Annotated in this window: 1 protein-coding gene; it reads left to right on the top strand. The window is 37.3% G+C overall.

Going from position 1 to position 5,475, the window contains the following annotated elements; genetic code table 11:
* The coding region (locus F3G66_RS09515) for a hypothetical protein (RefSeq protein ID WP_188115862.1) at positions 1-4,814 on the top strand (4,814 nt) is incomplete at its 5' end.
* Positions 4,815-5,475 lie beyond the last annotated feature (661 nt).

The raw sequence follows: 5,475 nt of genomic DNA, 5'->3' as shown, positions 1-5,475 counted from the left end.
CTACCGATACGATTGCTCCGACTACTCCAACCGTAGAATTTACGGATGATACAAATAATGACGGATTTTTAAATAAAAGCGAAAATAAAGCAAATGGTGATCCTGATACTACTCCTGTTAAAATTACCGTTCCTGCGGACGCAAATGTAGGAGATACGCTAGAAATTACTATTACTAAGCCAGATGGTACGACCGAAAATAAAACCGAAACCATTACTCTCGAAATAAAAAACAACGGTTATGTTATACCTAACGTTCCTGTTGAAAACGGAAAAAATTCTAGAGTAGATGCGACTATAACCGACAAAGCTGGAAATACCGGGAAAAGCGCATACGACGAAGTAGAACTAGTATCCGATAAACCTAAGCCACCGGTAGTAAAATTTACGGAAGATGTATACGTTGATCATATTTTATCTCGCGAAGAGAAGGGAGATCCGAAAGATACCTCTCCGGTAAAAATAACAATACCAGATCAAACAGGACTGCCAGATAGTGAGAAAGTTAAAGTAGGGGATACACTAAATATAAAAATCTTCGGTGGAGGCAACAACGAAACATTTAACGTCAAAATCACTCAAGGAATTTTAGACAACTTAAAAGGCAAAGGCTTTATGTTAGACGGTTCAAACAGCTTTGAAAATATAAAATCGGACGGCTCCATCGAAACTGTGAAGCCTAATCCTAAAGTTAAAAATTTCGATCAAACGACCGTTACCGCTACGATAACAAACAAATACGGCAATGCTAGTGATCAAGGAAAAGACTATGTTACGCCTAAAGTCGCTCCGAGAGTTACCTTCACGGAAGATTCTAATGACAACGGAATGCTAAATTTTTATGAAAACAGAAGCGGCGATAGTAATCTAAAAACTACGATAGCAAAGATAGAGCTTCCTTACGGCGTTAAAGTAGCAGACGATTACTTGAAATTTTATATTAAAACAGATTCGCCAACTCCAAAAACAATCACTATAAAATTAAGCGACTTTTATACCGCAAAAGAAATACCGGGAACCGATATAACCGCGCAAATTAAATTTCCAACTCAGGAAGACATAGAAAAAGGCGATAATACGCCAAGAATTGAACTAAAAGGTATACCGGTATCTAGAGATTTTAAGACGACCATAGAAAATGCCGTAGTTTTAGAAAACAACGGCGTTACCGAAAAAAGCGACGTATCTAATAAAGACGAAGTTACAGTCGAAAAAGAGGGCATATACGTAGAATTTGCCGAAAAACAAAGCGTAAAAGTAAGTGGTGGCGACAACACGCTATCAAGATCAGACAGTATGAAGGACGGCAAGGTAAATGAAATAGATGCAATCATCTCGATCCCTAAAAACGTGAGAGAGGGCGATATATTAAAACTCGAAATAAAAGATCCTATCAAAGAGACGACCGAAACGAGAGAATACACTATCCACACGGACATAAAAGGATTTTTAAACTCTATAACGTCAAATAACCCGAGCAATTATCCTGACCTAGAAAGTAAATTCCCGTCCGCTCAACCGACTTCAAATCAAAAATACGAATATATACTCAAAGGTGTAGGGCTAGAAGCCGGCGAAAAAACTACCGTAAAGGCTACCTTAGACTACCGAAAAGGAACGGATGACGATACGGTAACGACGAACGTAAGTAAAGAAGAGACTACCCAGATAGAGAACATCAAGGCTCCAGAAGTTATATTTGAAGACGCAAAAGGCGGCACTAGCGTAAGCAGAACGGATGCTAGAATAATCAAAGAAGGTAGCCGAAAAGGCGAATACATAACCGACGTTACTATAAAAATTCCATCAAATGCTGTTAATGGTGATAAAGTAACAGTAACCATCAAAGATCCTAACGGAAATGCAACTGAAACAACTTACATTATTCACAAACTTAACGAAAAAGGAGAAGATGCTAGTAAAAGTTCAAAGATTAGCAAAATAACAGAGGACAAAAATAGCAACAACGTAATGGAACTTTCTTCGGATAAAAAAGGTTTCGTTATAAAAGACGTAGTGATGAAAACCGGCGAGCCAACCGAAGTAACAGCCAAAGTACTCTCAGAGGCTACTCATAATAATAAAGCCGTAGATGAGAGTGCGGAGACTAAAGCCACCATAACAGTTTCCAACCTAAATAGGGTTTCAATAGCTTTTGATAAAGACGATAACGAAAATTCGCTACTCTCAAGACCTGAAAGCGCAAGCGGAGATAATCTAGCGATCTATAAAACTACCGCCAAAATCACGCTTCCGAATAATATCTTGGAAAACGACAAGGTAAGTATTAATATAGATGGAATCCAAAAGGATTATATCGTTGAAAAAGATTTAAACGGCAATCTGTTTCTTCCTAATGGAAGTGAAAAATTATATATAAAAGACGGTGTGGTAAGTATAAAAGATATAGAACTAAAAACGAGCGGCGATACGAATATTTCAGTTAGCGTTACCGACAAAAACGGAGCTGAAGTAAATGCCAAAAACAATATCTCGATAGATAGCCTAAACGACGATATGTTAATTAAGTTCGACGAAGACAAAAACAACGACGGAGTTATAGCCACTACTGCAAATGAAACGACGGCGAGCATTAAGCTTCCGTCAAATACTGTTAACGGCGATATATTAAAACTTAAGATAGGTAATGATTCCGAGAAGTCATACCTTATCGAGAAGAATGCGAATGGAAAATTTGAAATTACCGAAATAGATTCCGCTAAAAACAAAAGAGGTACGCCGATAGAAGTCGACGATAATAAAATAGTTAAAGTTCCTGTTCCTATTAATGATGCAAGTCCTACGAAAGTTAGAGCCGAGGTAGTCGATTACGAAGGTAAGGGCGTAGCCGTGAATTCAACAAACGATATTAAAAAAGCTTCCGGCGGCGGCGATTCGCTCATGGTAACTTATGAGGAGGATACTAATAGAGATGCTAAATTAAGTAGAGCCGAAGCTAATCAAGACGGAACAGCAAGCAAGACGAATGCTGTTATAACACTACCTATTGGCAAAATAGCAACCGGTGATAAACTAACGGTAGATATAAATGAGCCAATCGGTGATAAAAAGACGCTAAAGACGCTAGAGTATATTCTTACTAAAAATAATGACGGCTCCATAAGTGCTGTGGATAAAAACGGTAATCCAGTAAATATCGAAGAAGGGCTTATCAAAGTTCCAGTAAACGTTCAAGTTGGTACACAAACGACTACGAAAGTAACGCTAGAAGATAGCACCGGGGTTAATAAGGGCACAACCGGAGAAAAACCTATAGAGTTAGAGAGAGGACTAAATGATAAGCCTATTAAGGTAACGTTCGACGAAGATAATCTAAATAGGGATGGCACAATAGACCGCGTAGAAGCCGACGAAGATGGCAATATTTATACTACTACGGCAACTGTGACTATACCTTACAACGCATCTATCGGCGATAAATTAAAAGTAGAGATTAGCGGATCTACGCCTAGAGAATACGAACTAAAAAGCGTAGACGGTAAAATAAAGGCAGTTTCGTCAAGCGGCGAAATACTAGACGTAGTAGACAATGCAATAAAAATTCCTAACGTTAAGCTTGCATATACTGCACCAACTCCGGGAAATCCTGATCCAGCATTGGTTCCAACTACGGTAAAAGCTACGTTAACCGACGCATACGGCGAAGATAAAACGATAGACAGTAAGGACATAAATTTAAATATGGGCTTTAGCGGAAAACTCGAAGCGGTATTCACCGAAGACTTAAATCGTAATAAAGTTCTAAGCAGAGACGAAGCGGCGATAGACGGCAATGCCGGCAAAACTACTCTTGGTCTAAAGCTTCCAAGCAACGTTGTGGCCGGAGATAAGATTAGCGTTACTATAAAAACCGATGGTAAAGTCACTAGAACCGAAGATTTTACGCTTGAAAAAGAAAACGGTAAACTCGTAGCTAAAAGCGATAGTGGCTACAAGATATCTCTTGAAGGAGGAGCGTTAAATCTAAAAGATATAGATGTGAGCGTAGGCCATAAGTATAGCGCAGAAGCTGAATTAACTAACAGTAAAGGCGAATACAAGCAAACGTCTACTAACGAGGTTGAGCTAGAAAAAATGCAATATATAAGCTCTTATAGCGAAAGCGAAGATGCGAGCAACAAGGGCTTGCATAACGTAAAGCTATATTTACCGGAAGACGCTAGAGAGGGAGATAAAATTTCTCTTACTTATACAGATCCGAACGATCATAGCAAAACCGTTACGAAAGAGCTAAACGGACTAACTCAACCAGATATAGATAATGGTTACATTTCGACTCAAATAAACGTAAATCCAGAAAAAGCCTACGACGTAAAAGTAGTGGCTCAAACGGCTGATTCAAGTGGTTCAAATCACAGTGTAGCATCTTCGTTTACTATAAAAGTAAAGCAGGATAGCGGTGACGATACGGTAGAATTTAACGCAAACAACAATAGAATGTACGGTGGCAACGGTACGGATACTTTAGTATTTAAAGAAAGTATAGATTTAAGTGATGTAGAGAATCTAGGCGATAAGGTTTATAAATTTGAACAAATTAAGCTTGGAGATGATGGAGCGAGCGGTGCGGTTAATCTAACGATTAATCCGAAAAATGTTTTAGATATAACTGACAATAAAGACGTTATATTAAAAATTATGGGCGACAATCATGATAAGGTTAATTTAGATAGCCACGAATGGAAAAGAACAACAGATACCAATAGTGGCAATAAGACCTATGAAAGTATGCACGAAATTAATGGACATACCGTTAAAATAGAGGTAGACCAACAAATTCATACCGACTTCTAAAACGGCTTTGCGACGAGTCTTTAAGCTCGTCGCAAATTTTATCTTCATATATTGATCTTGTTTGCATTATTTCTAATATAAATTATAGTATTTAAGACGTTTTGCTAGATGGCTTAGTCTAAAACCAAACACATAGACTACAAAGTACCTACAGTTTTTGGTTCCGATAAAGTCTATAAAAAAATTTAGTGTAGTTGGTTGATTTTATTACACTAATAGGTTTATCTTGCTGGTAGCCTAGCATCTACCTTTCATTAGTAATTAAAAGAACCATTATAAAACGATCTATTTGCTCTTTAAAAATTCTCAGTGCTATATCTTTAAATATCCTCAAGTTTTTTATTGGATCCTTAGTTATAATTTAAATGTTTTATTACCAAAAATCATATTTAATGGATAAAGTTCGTCTAAATTTTTATATTTTTCTTTGCTCGGTCAAATAAAAATTTTGCCCGTCTGGCTAAGACCTTACAGCAAGCTCAGTCCGAGCTTGCTAAGTAAGTTTATCAACATATAAAAATGTTGATGCTTAATAGGGGTGAATATAGATAATTAAAGTGTATGGTAGCATAATTTTACGTAATGTTACATAAGGTAAAACCACGTAAAACACGTATAGTGAAGTACAGTAAGGTAAAACACGTATACTAAAGTAAAACTA

This window comes from Campylobacter concisus, assembly GCF_902460665.1.
Classification (GTDB): Bacteria; Campylobacterota; Campylobacteria; order Campylobacterales; family Campylobacteraceae; genus Campylobacter_A; species Campylobacter_A concisus_AL.
This window is presented reverse-complemented; position numbering and strand designations above follow the sequence as displayed.